This window comes from Granulicella arctica, assembly GCF_025685605.1.
GTDB lineage: Bacteria > Acidobacteriota > Terriglobia > Terriglobales > Acidobacteriaceae > Edaphobacter > Edaphobacter arcticus.
Map to the genome: position 1 here is coordinate 511,310 of NZ_JAGTUT010000001.1, position 15,155 is coordinate 526,464.

A 15,155-nucleotide genomic window follows, 5' to 3' on the forward strand; every position below is an offset into this window, starting at 1 on the left:
TCTTTTTGACAGAATACGAAGCACTTATTGCGTCCGACCGTGTCTCTTCGCAAACACGCAACGTTCTACTCGAACGAGGTAAGCTGGACGACGTTGGATACACGCCAGACTGCCTCGATCAGCAAGAACTCCACACCCTGCGTGCACTATTGGCACGAGTCATTCCACAGAACGCCGGTGCGGATACTGTGGTCATCGATCTCGCGGCGCGATTGGATGCACAACTATCTACAGGCAAAGGTGATGGCTGGCGATACGCCGCGCTGCCGGCCGACACCGAGGCGTACCGCATCGGCCTGCAGCTACTCGATAGCTTTGCACATAAATTGAGTTCTATTCCATTTGACCGGCTGGCTTCCGATGCGCAGGATGCCTTGATCTCCTCTATCGCAAGCGGCACCATCACCTCTAAGAAGCTCGATCTCAGACGATGGTTTGAAGATGTGCGCTCCGACGCTACAAAACTCTTCGTAGCCCATCCTCAGACGCTAGCTTCCATGGGGTACAGCGGTATTGCAGACAACGAACACGGCTTTGTACAACTTGGCATCGGCGAGCGAGAAGCCTGGGAGCCTGAGCCACGATGAATCTTGACCAAAGCAAGCGTTACAGCACAAGCGAAACAGTAGACGCCGTGGTGATCGGTACAGGAGCAGGCGGCGCACCTGTACTGGCCCGCCTTGCCGCTACGGGCCTCAGCGTTGTCGCGCTAGAGGCTGGAAGGCTCTGGAAGGATCCCGCCACAGAGTTCGCCACCGACGAGATAGACGCCGCCAAGCTCTACTGGCTGGACGAACGTCTCAGCGCTGGCGAAACTCCTACTGCCTTCGGCTCAAATAACAGTGGCACCGGCGTCGGAGGTTCCACCCTTCACTGGGGAGCCTTTGTGCCGCGAGCCGATCCACGCGACCTGAAGATCCGATCAGAGTTCAACGCGGGAAAAGATTGGCCACTCACTTACGCCGACCTTAAGCCTTACTACGAAGAGGTAGAGCGATTCATTGGCGTCTCAGGACCCGCCGACTACCCTTGGGACTTAGAACGGACCTACCCCCTTGGCCCGGTACCCCTCAATGCACCGGCCCAAGTCATGCAACGAGGTTTTGAGCGCATTGGTGTCCGCACCTCACCTGCTCCGATCGCCGCGCTCAGTCGTGACTACAGGCAGTCGGAGTATGGCGAACGCGCTGCCTGCGTCAACCGCGGGTACTGCCATCAAGGCTGCCGCAACGGCGCCAAGGCCAGCATGGACGTCACCTATCTCCCTGCCGCTGTTCGTAACGGAGCAGAGATCCGCCCTGAGTGCTTTGTCCATCACATCGAACGCAACTCCCAAGGCCAGATCGAAGCGGTCATTTACCGTCACCGAGGCGAAGATATCCGCCAGCCATGTCGCGCCGTCTTCCTCTGCGCTGGAGCGATCGAGACCCCACGCCTCCTACTCCACACCGGCCTCGCCAACTCCAGTGGCCAGGTTGGCCGCAATTTCATGGCACATGTGGCTACGCAAGTGTGGGGAACCTTCGCCGAAGAAATGCGCCCGAACAAAGGCTTCCCCGCCTCGCTCATCACCGAAGACATGATCCGCCCAAAGGATGCAGACTTCATTGGAGGCTATCTCGTCCAAAGCCTCGGTGTCGTTCCCGTAACGTGGGCTACCCAGGTAGCTCGTGGACGTGAACTATGGGGCAAGCCTCTCGTCGACTACATCCGCCAATACAACAACGTGGCCGGTATCGGCGTTAATGGCGATTGCCTGCCAAGTCCCGAGAACCGCATGGAACTCTCCACGGAGATTGACGACTCGGGAATGCCCAAGCCAATCATCTATTTCAGCTATGGAGAAAACGAGAAGCGCATGTCCGATCACGCCGAGAAGGTCATGACGAAGGCTTGGCATGCAGCCGGAGCGACTGACATCTGGACGTTCCAGCGCTCCGCCCACACCATCGGAACCTGTCGCATGGGCTTGGATCCGGCCGCCTCGGTGGTCAACGAGGTAGGCCGCAGTCATGACATTCCAAACCTGTGGATCGTTGATAACTCAGTCTTCCCAAGTGCGCTGCCTGCAAATCCGGCGCTCACCATCATGGCTCTCGCACTCCGCTCAGCGGATGCCTTTCTGCAACAACGTCCATAACATTCACGATCCGCAAGGCGCATCAAGTAGACTAGACGTAATGAGCACAATGGATGAAGCCACGTTCCGTAACGAATCTGATCGCGCCCTTGAGTCTTTAAAACAAGCCCTCATCAAGGCTGAGGATGATTCCGGAAGCTTCGAGTTCGAAGATAACAATGGCGTAATGAACATCATCTTCGAGAACGGCTCGAGCAAGTTCGTCGTCACGCCAAACACGCCTGTCCGCCAGGTCTGGATCTCGGCGCAGGCGACCAGCTTCAAACTCGAGTGGAACGAGGCGAACAAAGCCTTCACCCTTCCAAAAACTGGCGAAACCCTCAAACCGCTCGTCGCTCGCCTCCTGCGCGAACATCTCGCCGACCCCGACATCACACTCGACTGACGGCACTATTTACAAAAAACGACCAGCAAGAATGGCAACCGAAACTCTGGGAGACATATCCATGCCACCACTGCTATCTGTCGCCATCATCACGAAGAATGAAGAGCACAATTTAGCCCGCACACTTGCCAGCGTGCAATTCGCTGACGAGATCATCATCATCGACTCCGCCTCGACCGACCGCACGGTTGAAATTGCTCGCTCCTTCAATGCCTCCGTCTACGACGAGCCATGGCAGGGCTTCGCGGCGCAGAAGAACTCGGCTATCGCGAAATGCAGCGGTACATGGATCCTGTCTCTCGATGCTGACGAGGAACTCTCGCCCGAACTCCAGCAGCAGATCCGCACCCTGCTTCCCTCAAACCCGCCACACGACGCATACTTCATCCGTCGCCGCAATCTCTTCCTCGGTCGATGGATGAAGCGCGGAGGCTACTATCCTGACCCGAAGCTTCGCCTCTTTCGCCGCGACGCCGCCAACTTCTCTCACTCCCCGCGCTTTGCCGAGCGCCCTGTTCACGAGACCATCGCCTTTGACGGCGACGCTGTAACCCTGGACTTCGATCTCATCCATCACGCCTATCCAACACTCGAGTCCTACCTCGAACACATGGATCGCTACAGTACTCTGGGCGCTCAACTTCTCGTCGACAGTGGCAAGACCAGCCGGTCACTGGTAGGCTTCCACGTCAACATCCTGCTCGTCCCTCAACTCACCTTCATCTGGAACTATTTCTGCCGCCTGGGCTTCCTCGACGGTCGCGAAGGTCTCCTGCTCCATCTCTACCACGCAGCCTACACAAGCTGGAAGTACGCCAAAGCCTGGCAAACCGTCCGCAAATCGATCCCCGCATAGAGGGACCTGATTCAAAGTTAGAACCCAGGGTTAGCTTTGAATCGCTGTCATCCGCGTTGATCGATGTTGTGCCTTTCTCTCCCCCGCCAACCTTCGTGCTACAAAGGCACATGCCCTCAAAGTTCCTCGCCGTATTTCTGGCCCTCGCTGCCCCAGCCACATTCGCTCAGGCCAAGCCCGAGATCACGCCAACCATCGCCGCGAAGATCACCGGCATGAAGCACACCGACGGCTTTCTTCCGCTCGATTGGGACGCAAAGTCCGGCAAGCTCTACCTTGAAATCCCTCGCCTGGATCAGGACATCCTCTACACCAATTCGCTGCCCTACGGCACTGGCTCGAACGATCTCGGTCTCGACCGCGGGCAAACATCTCAGGGCAAAATCGTCCGCTTCGAGCGCACCGGCCCCAAAGTCCTCCTCGTTGAACCCAATCAGGCCTTTCGCTCTTCATCCTCTGACGCAGCCGAGCGACTTACCATTCGCCAGTCATTCCCCGAATCCGTCCTATGGGGCTTCAAAGTCGAGGCCGAAGACCCGTCAGGCTCAGTCCTCATCGACGCCACCGACCTCTTCTTGAAAGACGTCCACGGCGTCACCGAATCCTTGACCCGCCTCAAACAAGGTGCCTACAAGGTCGATCCCACCCGCTCCACCATCTCCTTGGACAACACAAAAGCATTCCCGAAGAACACCGAAGTCGAAGCTATCCTTACCTTCACCGCCGACAATACCAGTCGCCATAGCTTCGTAGCGGACGTCACTCCCGATCCTCGCGCCCTCACCCTCCGCGAGCATCAATCCTTCCTCGAGCTTCCCGGTCCCGGCTTTACGCCACGCCGCTTCGACCCGCGCGCAGGCTACTTCCCCACCTCGTACCGCGACTACAGCGCCCCCTTAGGGGAGCCGCTCGACCAGCAGTTCATCATCCGTCATCGCCTCATCAAGAAAGATCCTTCCTGCAAGTCGGCCTGCGAACCCGTCGGTCCCATCCAGTACTACGTCGACAACGGAGCTCCAGAGCCCATCCGGTCAGCTCTCGTCGAAGGAGCCCGCTGGTGGGATCAGGCCTTCCAGGCCGCGGGCTGGGCCAAGGGGACCTTCCGCGTCGATGTCCTTCCCGCCGGGGCGGATCCAATGGATGTCCGCTACAACATGATCCAGTGGGTCCACCGCTATACCCGCGGTTGGAGCTACGGCGCAGCAATTACTGATCCCCGGACCGGCGAAATCATCAAGGGCAATGTGACCCTCGGCTCTCTTCGAGGTCGCCAGGACTACCTCATCGCCGAAGCTCTCCTCAGTCCCTACAAAGCTGGACCGCACGCAGGACCCGGACCCGGTGGTCCCGGCGATCCCATGCAAAACATGGTTCTCGCCCGTCTCCGCCAACTCTCCGCTCACGAGACCGGCCACACCCTGGGGCTCGCGCACAACTTCGCAGCAAGTGCCTATTCGCAATCCGCTAGCGTTATGGACTACCCTCACCCCTACATCACTCTCAACAAAGAGGGAATTCCCGACCTATCCAAGGCGTACGCTGTCAACATCGGCGAATGGGATAAGGTCGCTATCGACTATGGCTATCGCCAGGGAAATGATGATCTCGCATCGATGGATCGCCTACTCCGCGACTCACAGAAACGCGGCCTGATCTTCATCACCGACGAAGACGCCCGTCCCTTGGGCGGAGCCCACCCGCACGCCCACCTCTGGGATAACGGCGCGGATCCCGCAGCAGAGCTCGACCGCATCCTGACTATTCGCACCGCCGCCCTCAAGCGCTTCGGCGAAGACGCCATCAAACCCGACACGCCGATGGCCCAACTGGAAGACGTCCTCGTTCCCCTTTATCTCCTCCATCGCTACCAGACTGAAGCCGCGATTAAGGAGATTGGCGGTCTCGACTACCGCTACAACCTTCGTGGCGACGGTCAGCCGAACCCCTCCATAGTCTCTCCGGCAGACCAGAAGAAGGCTCTCGCCGCCGTTCTCAAAACCCTCTCCCCCGAAACCCTCACCCTACCCGAGTCGCTCCTTGCAATACTCCCGCCGCTCCCACCCGGCACGGAGCGGACCCGCGAATCCTTCCCCTCTGAGACCGGCCTTACCTTCGATCCCATAGCTGCTGCCGAAAGCTCCGCAGATCTCACCCTCTCTGTCCTCCTCGATCCAGCCCGCGCTTCACGCCTCGTCCAGTACCACATGCGCGAACCAGCCGCTCCCTCTCTCCGCGGCCTCCTCGAAGACCTTTCCAAAGCCGTAGCCGAACGCCCAGAAGGCGGCCACACAATGTCCTCCGAGGTGGAGAGAGCCGTAGAAACCCGTGCTCTCGAAGCTATGCTTACCCTCGCAGTCGATCCAACCGCATCCAGCCAGGCGCGCGCCATCGTTCGATCCCACATCGCCGACGTCCTGAAAGACATCACCACTGCGGTCGCTTTGCAGGATACCGCCGAGGCCATTCACCGCGAGGCCCTCATCGACCGCATCAACGACTTCAACCGCGATCCATCCAAATTTACCCCGGCCAAGCCCATTGATGCCCCACCGGGCATGCCCATCGGCACCGATGAGGACTTCGACTAGCTCCTTGGCCGTATACTTCACCAGATGCCTGCGCCACCCATCCGCGTCCTTGTAGCCAAGCCCGGCCTCGATGGCCACGACCGCGGCGCAAAGATCATCGCACGCGCCCTCCGCGACGCAGGCATGGAGGTTATCTACACTGGCCTCCGCCAGACGCCTGAAATGATCGTCTCCGCCGCCATTCAGGAGGACGTCGACTGCATCGGCCTCTCGATCCTCTCGGGAGCCCACAACGTCCTCGTCCCACGCATTACAGCGCTCCTCCGCGAGCAGCGCGCCGAAGACATCCTCATCGTCCTCGGCGGCACCATCCCGGAGCAGGATGTAGCAGGCTTAAAAGCAAACGGCATCTCCGCCATCTTCGGTCCGGGGACACCGCTTGCCACCACCATCAACTTCATCCGCGCCAACATCAAGCCGCGCGGTATGCTGTCCTCGTAATTACCAGGGCAGAGACTTCCCGAGGTGGAAGTACCCACCGGTAGGGCCATCCTCAGGCAGCAGTGCAAGCTCCACGCTGGTTTGAGCACCCTCCTCAATCTCCAACATCGCGCCCTCGCCACCCATCTCGGTCTTCACCCATCCCGGATGCGCCGAGTTCACCTTGATCTTGGTATCTTTCAGCTCATGCGCCAGATGGATGCTGAACGAGTTGAGAGCCGCCTTCGATGCATCATAGGCAAACGTCTTCGCATCATAGACTGGCGACCCAGGCGTTGCATGCAGCGTGTTCGATCCAAGGATGCTCGAAAGATTTACAATCCGCCCAGCCTCACTCTTTCGCAACAATGGCAGGAGGGCCTGCGTAAGGCCGACCACAGCAAAAAAGTTCGTATCGAAGGTCTTGCGGAGAAGCTCAGCAGACGTCGTACTCGTCTCATTTGCCTTCCGATTGTCGATGAGCACGCCCGCATTGTTGATCAGAATGTCGAGTAGTCCAAACTCCTTCTCGATCATTTTGGCGACAACCGTATAGTCCGCCGGTGAATCGACATTCAGCTTCACAGCACGCGCACTAACGCCGTCTTCCTTCAACTCCAATACGGCAGCCTCGCCTTTTGCAAGATCACGCGCTCCAAGTAGCACTGTGACGCCCAGCTTTCCAAGCTGTCGCGCCGTCTCAAGGCCAATTCCTTTGTTTGCGCCCGTAATTAGCGCGACCTTCTTCGTTTGCTCACTCATCGTGTCTCTCCTGACTTCAACTATCAGATGAGGTGGGCCGCAAAACGCTCCGCATATTTCTCAGGCAACCGCGCCTTCTTCATCTCGCGATTTACCACCACATGAACCGTCTGTCCTTCACAAAGAAGCGTTCCAGAGCGAAGCACGCGATAACCGAAGCGAATCACCGAACTCCGAGCCGCTGTCAGCCGCGTTTCAATGACCAACTCGTCGTCGTACCGCGCCGGGGCTCTATAGCGCGCATTTGCCTCAACGACAGCAATCATGCACCCAGCCTCCGCCTCCATCTCCTTGTAGCTCAGGCCCATCTGCCGGATGAACTCAACCCGGCCAACCTCGAACCAGACTAAGTAGTTCGCGTGATACACAACGCCCATCTGGTCCGTCTCGGCATAACGCACGCGAATCCGCGCTTCTACTACCTTTGCATCGGTTTCGCTCATCCAGTTAGTTTACTAAGACTTCCAGATTGGCTTTCGTTTTTCGAGAAAGGCCGCAATGCCTTCCTGATAGTCATACGTCCCACGCGCCTTTGCCTGGGTTGTAAGTGCTGCATCAAGCGCCTGGTCGAGCCACAACTTGTTCTGCGCCGCGAGCAGTCGCTTCGTCGCCGCCAAAGACTCCGGACTGTGCGCCTTCAGTACCGTCGCCACCTCCTGCACTCGAGCCATCAGCTTCTCCGCCTCGACCACTTCCGTCACCAGCCCAAGCCGTTGAGCCTCTTCCGCTTCGAACAGCCGCCCGGTCAACAGCAGATCCCTCGCCCGCTTGTCGCCGATCTGCAGCGTCAGGTAAGCCGAAACAACCGCAGGCACGAAACCGATCCGTACCTCGGTATAGCCGAACTTGGCCGCAGGCACCGCTAACGTGAAGTCACACAACGTCGCAATCCCGGTTCCTCCCGCGACGGCCGCGCCATGTACCGCGGCGATCGTCGGCTTTGGCAACTCGTACAATGTACGGAACAGCAACGCAATCCGCTCAGCATCTTCGCGGTGCTCCTCCGCCGTCTTGTCCTTCATTGCCTGCAGCGAACTCAGATCAAGTCCTGCGCAAAACGCCTCGCCCGCACCGGTAAACACAACGACTCGACAGGCACTCTCGCCAGCAGCCCGCATCGCCTCGATCAACTCGGCCTGCATCTCCGGTGTCATAGCATTCCGCCGGTCAGGCCGGTTCAGCGTGATCCTGCAGACCTCGTCCCTCTCCGTCACAAGGATGGTTGCGTAGTCGGTCATTGCACCCGTACTCCATACTTCCGCTCGATCTCGTGGCTCGCATGAAGCAGCCCGTCCAGTGGCCGAAGCTCCGGCAACTCAGCTCCAAGCGCCTTCAACTCCGCCAGTAGCAACTCCGTTGCCAGGTTGCCCACCAGCGCATCCTGAGCAAAGGGACAGCCGCCCAAACCGCCCAACGCCGCATCAAACCGCCGGCAACCCGCCTCGTACGCCGCCCGCACCTTCGCCGCCGCATCGTCCGGTCGCGCATGCAGATGGACGCCAAACTCAATCCCGTCATGCACCGCCATCACATCCGACAGCACATCGCGCACCTGCTTAGGGGTAGCAAGCCCAACCGTATCTGCGAGTGAGATCTGCGTCACCCCGGAGTCCACCAACAAGTCGCAAGCCGCCACCACCTCATCAATCTCCCACGCTTCTCCATAAGGATTGCCAAACGCCATCGACAGATACGCCACCACCTCGAGGCCGCCTTTATACGCCAGCGTCCCAATTTCCTCTAGCGCCTCGATCGACTCCTCAGCCGTCTGGTTCTGGTTTCGCTTTAGAAACGTCTCCGAGATCGAGTATGGAAACCCCAGCGTCTGCACCGCCCCGGACTTCACCGCACGCTCAGCGCCCTTACCATTCACAACAATTCCGATAATCTCCACATCGTCCGGCGGATCAAGGTATTCGAGCACCAGCTCCGCATCTGCCATCTGAGGCACCGCCGTTCGTGAGACAAAACTCACCGCATCGATATGCTTGAATCCAGCCGCTACCAGCGTTCGTAAATAGTCCGCCTTTACCTCTGCCGGCATCGACTTCGGCAATCCCTGCCACGCATCGCGCGGACACTCAACAATGGTTACGACTTGGCTCAACACGTCTCCTTGAAAAACAAGTACTTCAAAAACATACTCCTTACGAAGCAGCCACTCTTACAATCAGGGTGGCGTAAATGAATCCATCCACGATAGGGTAAGCCGATGACCTTGATCTCACGACGCTCAGCGCTCTCCCTGCTTGCCGCATCACCCGCAGCCCTGCGTGCCTTTGCCAAAGCGCCCGCCGCCCCTGTCGCCCGGCTGTATGTCGGAACCTACACCGAGCCGGTCGGCGCATCTCCAGGCGCGAAGGGTATCTACACCTGCTCGTGGGATGCAGCTACCGGCATACTTGGTGCGTTTGAAGTTGTAGCGACCACACCAAACCCGACCTTTCTGGCAGTTTCGCCAAAGCAGCCCGGCCATCTTTACGCAGTCAATGAGCTCGGCAACAACCAGATCGGCACCGTCTCCACCTTCACCGCCAAACCCGGTACGACGCAGCTTACCCCGCTGAATGTAGTCAGTTCCGCTGGCAAAGGCCCCTGCCACCTCGCCATCGATCACACCGGCCGAGCGCTCTTTGTAGCGAACTACGGCGGCGGCATCGTCTCATCCTTCAAGATCACCCCGCAAGGTCTCAGCGAAGCAGTCTCCGTCTTTCCCTTCAGCGGTCACGGCAGCGATCCTGACCGCCAATCCGCACCGCACACCCACTGCGTCCTGCTCTCGCCCGATAACCGCTACCTGCTCGTCAACGATCTCGGCCTCGACCGCATCATGGTCTACCACGTCGACCCGGCCACCGCAGTCCTCACCCCAGCCGCGAAGCCCTACTACGAAGCCACGCCTGGCTCCGGGCCGCGCCACGCGACATTTCATCCCCAGGGTCGCTGGCTCTACTCCACGAACGAACTCAATTCCACCGTCGATCTCATCGACTGGAACCCCGCAGACGGCACGCTGACGCATAAGGCCACTGTCTCTTCGCTACCGCCATCAGCAATCGGACAGAAGAACGCCCCCGCCGAGATCGCCATCGACCCCACCGGTAAGTTCCTCTACGTCTCCAACCGATTCCACGACAGCATCGGCGTCTTTGCCATCGATCCGAAGGCAGGGACCCTGTCGCCCGTCCAGGACATGAACTGCGGCGGCAAGACGCCTCGCCACTTCACCCTCGACCCCACAGGCCGATGGGTCATCGTCGCCAACCAGGACAGCCGCAACATCGTCGTCTTCGAGCGCAATCACTCCACCGGCGAACTCACCGCGACCGGCAGAAGCTACGACCTCAACGCCCCTGTCTGCATCGTCTTCGCCTGAAGCTGCTACTCCCCTGCCGAGTTGCGTGGCCAGAGCCATGCAGCTCCGCGCACACCGCTCGAATCGCCATGGATCGCTTTCAGCAACGGCGTATCGCATCGGCCACCGAAGACATAGTCCGGGAGCTGACGGCTCACATTGGCGTAGATCCGATCAATCCGCGATACCCCGCCACCGAACACAATGGCGTCTGGATCAAGCACGTTGATCATCGTAGCCAGCCCACGCGCGATGCGATTTTCTAGCCGCTCCAACGCAGTAAGCGCCTCTTTATCGCCAGCCTCGCTGGCGGTCACGATTTCCGCGCCCTTTAGCAGCGTTCCCGTATGACGCTCGTAGTCTGCCATCAGCCCAGTACCGGAGATCCACGTCTCCAGGCAGCCCCGCCGACCGCAATAGCACTGCGGCCCGGGAAATTCATCAGCATCCGGCCAAGGCAGAGGATTATGTCCCCACTCCCCACCGACACCACCACGACCGGCATGCACACGGCCATGAATCGCAACACCGCCGCCGCACCCCGTACCGAGGATGACGCCGAACACAACTTCCACTCCTGCTGCCGCACCGTCCGTAGCCTCAGAAACCACAAGGCAATTCGCATCATTGGCGACACGAGCCTCACGCCCAAGGGCCACACTCAGGTCTCGGTCAAACGGTAGCCCATTCAGCCAGATCGAATTTGCATTCTTTACCAGACCGGTAGAACTCTCCACAGTTCCGGGAATTCCGACTCCAACGCTGCCGTGCAGCCCGGTCTCCAACTCCAGCCGCTCCACCAGGCCGACGATCGCAGCGATCGTTCCTTCGTAGTTACGCGGCGTCTCGACGCGGTGCCGTATCAACTCCTGCCCGGCACTATCCATCGCCAAGGCCTCAATCTTCGTGCCGCCTACATCGACACCAATGCGCATCGTGCTGATTACCTCCAGAGCCATCCTACCGCGACAGAGGCTTATCCTCCACATGGCGCGCAGGTTAGCTCAACGAAGGCCCTTCAACAGTTCACGCGCAATCACCATCCGCTGGATCTCACTTGTCCCCTCACCAATGGTGCAGAGCTTCACATCCCGATAAAACTTCTCTGCCGGATAGTCTTTGATAAAGCCGTAGCCACCGTGAATCTGCACGCCCTCGTCACAGATCCGGCAGGCCGCCTCGCTCGCATACAACTTGGCCATACTCGCCTCAAGTGTCACTTTCTTACCTGCATCCTTCATCTGCGCCGCACGCATCGTCAGCAGCCACGCCGCATCGAGCTCCGTCGCCATCGTCGCCAGCTTGAACTGGATCGCCTGGAATTCGCTGATCGCCTTACCGAACTGCCGCCGTTGCGTCGCATACTTCATCGCCGCATCCAGCGCCCCACGCCCGATCCCGAGACCCAGCGCCGCGATCGAAATCCTGCCGCCGTCGAGCACGCGCATGGCATCCTTGAAGCCGTCGCCCTCCTTACCCAGCAGGTTCTCTTCCGGAATCAGGCAGTCCTCAAAGATCAACTCCGCCGTATCACTGGCCCGCAGCCCGAGCTTGTTCTCCTTCTTTCCCGGACGGAAGCCCTTCGTCCCCTTCTCCACCACGAAGGCCGAGATCCCACGCGTCCCTTTCTCACGATCGGTAACAGCCAGCACCACCGCGCAATCAGCATAGCTACCGTTGGTGATGAAGGTCTTAGATCCGTTCAGTACCCAGCCATCATCGGTCCGCACCGCACTGGTCCGCGCTCCACCCGCGTCTGAACCTGACCCAGGCTCCGTCAGCCCCCACGAGCCCAGCCATATCCCACTCGCCAGCTTGGGAATCCATCGCTGACGCTGGTCGTCATTGCCACCCAGCATAATGTGATTCGTGCACAGCGAATTATGCGCAGCAACGATAATTCCCACGCTCCCATCCACCCGCGAGAGTTCCTCAATCGCCAGCACGTACTCCACATACCCCAGGCCAGCCCCGCCAAGCTCTTCAGGAAAGATCACGCCCAGCAAACCCATCTCTCCCAGCTTCTTCACCACGCCCGCTGGAAACGTGCTCTTCTCGTCCCATTCCGAGACATGGGGCGCAATCTCACGCGCCGCAAACGTCCGAACTTCCTTCTGTAGCTGCCCCTGCTCTTCCGTCAATCCAAACATGCTGCACTCCTTAGCCCCATAACGAAAACTAATCCTTCTATCATATTCCTGCATACTCTGGCTCGTCTCAAGACTCCCAAAAGTTACTCCAATCAACACCGGTGACTGAAATAATTCGGAACATTCCTCCCGGTAGCGGAGTCTACCCTTCCAGCAAGCCCGCACCATCGGACGTAAGGCGTCCCACCGTGAGATTGATCGTTTCCCTTGTCTTCTGCTCAATGCTCGTTCTGCCACCAGAACCGCTACCCGCGCAATCCACGCCGAAGCACCCTGCTCCATCGAAGATTGACCCCGCACAACGCGATCAGCTCCCCGTCACCCGCGTCTCCCTCTATAAGAACGGCGTCGGCTTCTTCGAGCACGCAGGGCACGTCACGGGAAATCAGTCCGTCACGATCGAGTTCACCACCGCCCAGCTCAACGACGTCCTCCAGTCCCTCACCGCCGTCGATCTCAATGGCGGTCGCATCTCCGGAGCAGGCTACAACTCCACCACACCCATCGAGCAGCAGCTCAAAGCCCTTCCGCTCGGACTCGGCGAAGATCCCTCGACCGTCGACTTCTATAACGCCATCCGCGGTGCTCGCGTAGAGGTCCACACCACTTCCGGCGCCTTCGCAGGACGCCTCCTCAACATCGAACTCCGCACCACGCCTGCAAAGGACGACCAGCCCGGCGTCGAAACCCGCTTCCTCACCATCGTCTCCGACACGGGTGCCGTTCGCACCATCCAGATCACCCCGGCGACTGAAGTCCGCCTCCTCGACAGCGCCCTCCACACCGACGTCACGCGCTACCTCCAACTCCTCGCCGACACCCGCAATCAGGGCCTTCGCCGCCTCACCCTGCAGGACAACGGCACCGGCCAGCGCGACCTCCGTGTCAGCTACATCAGCGAAGTCCCCATCTGGAAATCCACCTATCGCATCCTGTTCACCGGCCCCACAACCCCACAGGCAAAGCAGACTGCCACCCTCCAGGGCTGGTCGGTCGTCGACAACACGACAGGAACCGACTGGACCAACGTCCAACTCTCCCTCATCGCTGGAGCCCCGCAGAGCTTCATCCAGCCCCTCTCCATCCCCTACTACAACCGCCGCCCCGAGATCGGCCTCCCCCAGGAGGCTCAGCTCTCCCCGCAGACCCACGACAGCGGCAACTCATCCGACATCAAGATGCTGAAGGAGGATGGCGCACCATCTCCTCAGGTCGCCGGCGTAGCTGGCATGTCAAGCGGCAGCGGATTCGGAAGCGGCGTGGGTGGTGGAGTAATGGGAGGGATCGGAAACGCTCCGTTGCCGTCCATGGCGCGGAAGGTACGCAATAATGCGGACGCCTTCGCAGGAGGCGGCCTTGCCCCTGCTCCCACCATCGAGTACGAGACCGCCGCCAACAACTCCATCGCCCCCCAGACCACAACCTCTGCCTTCGACGACTACTTTGAGTACAAGCTCTCCCAACCCATCACCATCCGTAAAAACGAATCCGCTCTCGTCCCTATCCTCCAGACCAAGGTCGACACGGAGCGCGTCACCCTCGTCTCCCCTGAGAATGGCCGCCTTCGCCCCCTTCGCGCCCTATGGATCACCAATACCTCCGACATCACCCTTGATCGCGGCAGCTTCTCCATCGTCGAAGACGGCAACTTCGGCGGCGAAGGCCTGCTCGACCCCATCCACCCGAAGGAGCGCCGCCTGCTCTCCTACGCAGCCGACACCGCCGTCCGCGTCACAACGGAGAGTAATCACAACAGCGGTCACGTCACCAGCATCACCGCCTCAAAGGGCGTTCTCGTCATGCATCGTTCCGAGGTCGCTGAGGTCACCTACCTCGTCCACAACGCCGCCACCGAGCCCCGCACCATCATTCTCGAACACCCGGTCCGACAAGGCTTCGTCCTTGATTCGGACCCCAAGCCAGAGGAGACCACTGCCAGCGTTTATCGCTTTCGTGTTCAGGCTGGCGCAGGAGAGACGATCCGCCTCCACGTCGGCGAAAAGCGCACAAGCAACTCGCAATATCAACTTGTTCGCTCCGACGATAGCCAGCTCACATACATCCTCAACGAGAGCAGCCGTGATGCGAAGCTCACCGAGGCCCTTCAGCCTATCCTCGAAGCTCGTCGCCGTGTAGCCGAGGCACAGGAAGCTGTCACCGCCACCAACGAACGCCTCACAGCCCTCCGTGCCGAGGAGGAGCGTCAGCGCGCCAACATCGTCGCCCTCAAAGACGCCGACAAGTCGGCCCGCACCCGCTTCGTCAACGAACTCAACCAGTCAGAAGACCAGATCACCCAGCAGCAGAAGGAGTTCACCACCCGCGACGTCACCCTGAAGACCGCCCAGCAGGATCTGACCAACAAGATAGCCGCCCTACAGATCGACGAGACGCTCTAAGCTTCGCGGTTGCCTAAACAGCGACCAAAGCTTGTCATCCTGAGCGAAGGCACTCACAGAATCATCGTAAGTGCCTTCGCTCAGGATGGCCTGCGTTTGC

At 59.5% G+C, this 15,155-nt stretch carries 14 protein-coding genes; 8 read left to right on the forward strand and 6 right to left on the reverse strand.

Annotation, left to right across the window (positions count from 1 at the left end; all coding sequences use genetic code 11):
• The first annotated feature begins 5 nt into the window (after nt 1-5).
• The 6 genes from OHL20_RS02050 to OHL20_RS02075 all read left to right on the forward strand — a co-directional run bounded on the left by OHL20_RS02050 (nt 6) and on the right by OHL20_RS02075 (nt 6,410).
• Complete coding sequence (locus OHL20_RS02050; RefSeq protein WP_263381553.1) at nt 6-587, forward strand: gluconate 2-dehydrogenase subunit 3 family protein; 582 nt, start codon at nt 6-8, stop codon at nt 585-587.
• Nucleotides 584-2,140, forward strand: coding sequence for a GMC family oxidoreductase (locus OHL20_RS02055; RefSeq protein WP_263381554.1), 1,557 nt, complete (start codon nt 584-586; stop codon nt 2,138-2,140). The genes OHL20_RS02050 and OHL20_RS02055 overlap by 4 nt, the downstream gene beginning before the upstream one ends.
• Nucleotides 2,141-2,180: 40 nt before the next feature.
• Nucleotides 2,181-2,525 (forward strand): iron donor protein CyaY, encoded by a 345-nt coding sequence (gene cyaY / locus OHL20_RS02060; protein WP_263381555.1) that lies wholly within the window; start codon nt 2,181-2,183, stop codon nt 2,523-2,525.
• A 61-nt stretch (nt 2,526-2,586) separates the two neighbouring features.
• Nucleotides 2,587-3,381 (forward strand): glycosyltransferase family 2 protein, encoded by a 795-nt coding sequence (locus tag OHL20_RS02065; protein ID WP_263381556.1) that lies wholly within the window; start codon nt 2,587-2,589, stop codon nt 3,379-3,381.
• Between the two features lie 110 nt (nt 3,382-3,491).
• Entirely contained in the window at nt 3,492-5,969 is a 2,478-nt protein-coding gene (locus OHL20_RS02070) for a zinc-dependent metalloprotease (protein ID WP_263381557.1), read from the forward strand.
• Nucleotides 5,970-5,993: 24 nt separating this feature from the next.
• Complete coding sequence (locus tag OHL20_RS02075) at nt 5,994-6,410, forward strand: cobalamin B12-binding domain-containing protein (protein ID WP_263381558.1); 417 nt, start codon at nt 5,994-5,996, stop codon at nt 6,408-6,410.
• Here the strand turns inward: OHL20_RS02075 and OHL20_RS02080 are convergent, their stop codons facing one another.
• Genes OHL20_RS02080 through OHL20_RS02095 form a run of 4 tightly spaced genes read right to left on the reverse strand, consistent with a single transcriptional unit; the run spans nt 6,411 to nt 9,258 of the window.
• Nucleotides 6,411-7,151, reverse strand: coding sequence for an SDR family oxidoreductase (locus OHL20_RS02080; RefSeq protein ID WP_263381559.1), 741 nt, complete (start codon nt 7,149-7,151; stop codon nt 6,411-6,413).
• Nucleotides 7,152-7,174: 23 nt separating this feature from the next.
• On the reverse strand, nt 7,175-7,594 hold the full coding sequence (locus tag OHL20_RS02085; RefSeq protein WP_263381560.1) for an acyl-CoA thioesterase: 420 nt from the start codon (nt 7,592-7,594) through the stop codon (nt 7,175-7,177).
• Nucleotides 7,595-7,606: 12 nt separating this feature from the next.
• On the reverse strand, nt 7,607-8,389 hold the full coding sequence (locus tag OHL20_RS02090) for an enoyl-CoA hydratase/isomerase family protein (RefSeq protein WP_263381561.1): 783 nt from the start codon (nt 8,387-8,389) through the stop codon (nt 7,607-7,609).
• Nucleotides 8,386-9,258, reverse strand: coding sequence for a hydroxymethylglutaryl-CoA lyase (locus OHL20_RS02095; protein ID WP_263381562.1), 873 nt, complete (start codon nt 9,256-9,258; stop codon nt 8,386-8,388). The genes OHL20_RS02090 and OHL20_RS02095 overlap by 4 nt, the downstream gene beginning before the upstream one ends.
• A 105-nt stretch (nt 9,259-9,363) precedes the next feature.
• On the opposite strand from OHL20_RS02095, the gene OHL20_RS02100 reads away from it, so the two are divergent.
• Nucleotides 9,364-10,527 (forward strand): lactonase family protein, encoded by a 1,164-nt coding sequence (locus OHL20_RS02100; protein ID WP_263381563.1) that lies wholly within the window; start codon nt 9,364-9,366, stop codon nt 10,525-10,527.
• 5 nt (nt 10,528-10,532) lie between these two features.
• On the opposite strand, the gene mak is transcribed toward OHL20_RS02100, so the two are convergent.
• Nucleotides 10,533-11,441, reverse strand: a complete 909-nt coding sequence (mak, locus tag OHL20_RS02105; protein WP_263381564.1) for a fructokinase — start codon at nt 11,439-11,441, stop codon at nt 10,533-10,535.
• A gap of 69 nt (nt 11,442-11,510) precedes the next feature.
• Nucleotides 11,511-12,656 carry an acyl-CoA dehydrogenase gene (locus tag OHL20_RS02110; RefSeq protein WP_263381565.1) on the reverse strand — a complete coding sequence of 382 codons (1,146 nt, stop codon included), beginning with the start codon at nt 12,654-12,656 and terminating at the stop codon, nt 11,511-11,513.
• Nucleotides 12,657-12,844: 188 nt separating this feature from the next.
• Between OHL20_RS02110 and OHL20_RS02115 the strand changes: the two genes are divergently transcribed.
• Nucleotides 12,845-15,055: a DUF4139 domain-containing protein gene (locus OHL20_RS02115; RefSeq protein ID WP_263381566.1), complete on the forward strand. Its 2,211-nt coding sequence runs from the start codon at nt 12,845-12,847 to the stop codon at nt 15,053-15,055.
• The last annotated feature ends 100 nt before the right edge of the window (nt 15,056-15,155 follow it).